The following is a 290-nucleotide window of genomic DNA, read 5'->3' as shown; positions in this document are numbered from 1 at the left end:
ATACGATGGCTTTAAGGACTACAATCCATTCCAGGTGAACAGATCTGCCGGCGCAGGATTACGTATCTTTATGCCAGCATTTGGATTACTGGGTATTGACTTTGGGTATGGCTTTGATCCACTCCCGGGCGAGACGCAGAGAAACGGGTGGGAAACCCACTTCATCATTGGACAACAGTTCTAAAAAAATGGCACGGTATTTTCTATAAACACTCAGAGCATGAAAAAATCGATTCTTTTTAGCCTTGCTTTTTCAGTTTTCACGGCCTTTGCGGTGCAGGCACAGCAAA

At 44.8% G+C, this 290-nt stretch carries 1 protein-coding gene; it reads left to right on the top strand.

The window, feature by feature from the left end; translation table 11 throughout:
• On the top strand, positions 1-184 hold a 184-nt coding region (locus HC176_RS19860), incomplete at its 5' end, for a hypothetical protein (protein ID WP_209309842.1).
• Between the last annotated feature and the right edge of the window lie 106 nt (positions 185-290).

Source organism: Tamlana crocina (genome assembly GCF_012037625.1).
Note: the sequence above shows the minus strand (reverse complement) of the source record. Positions and strands in the feature narration are given on the sequence as shown.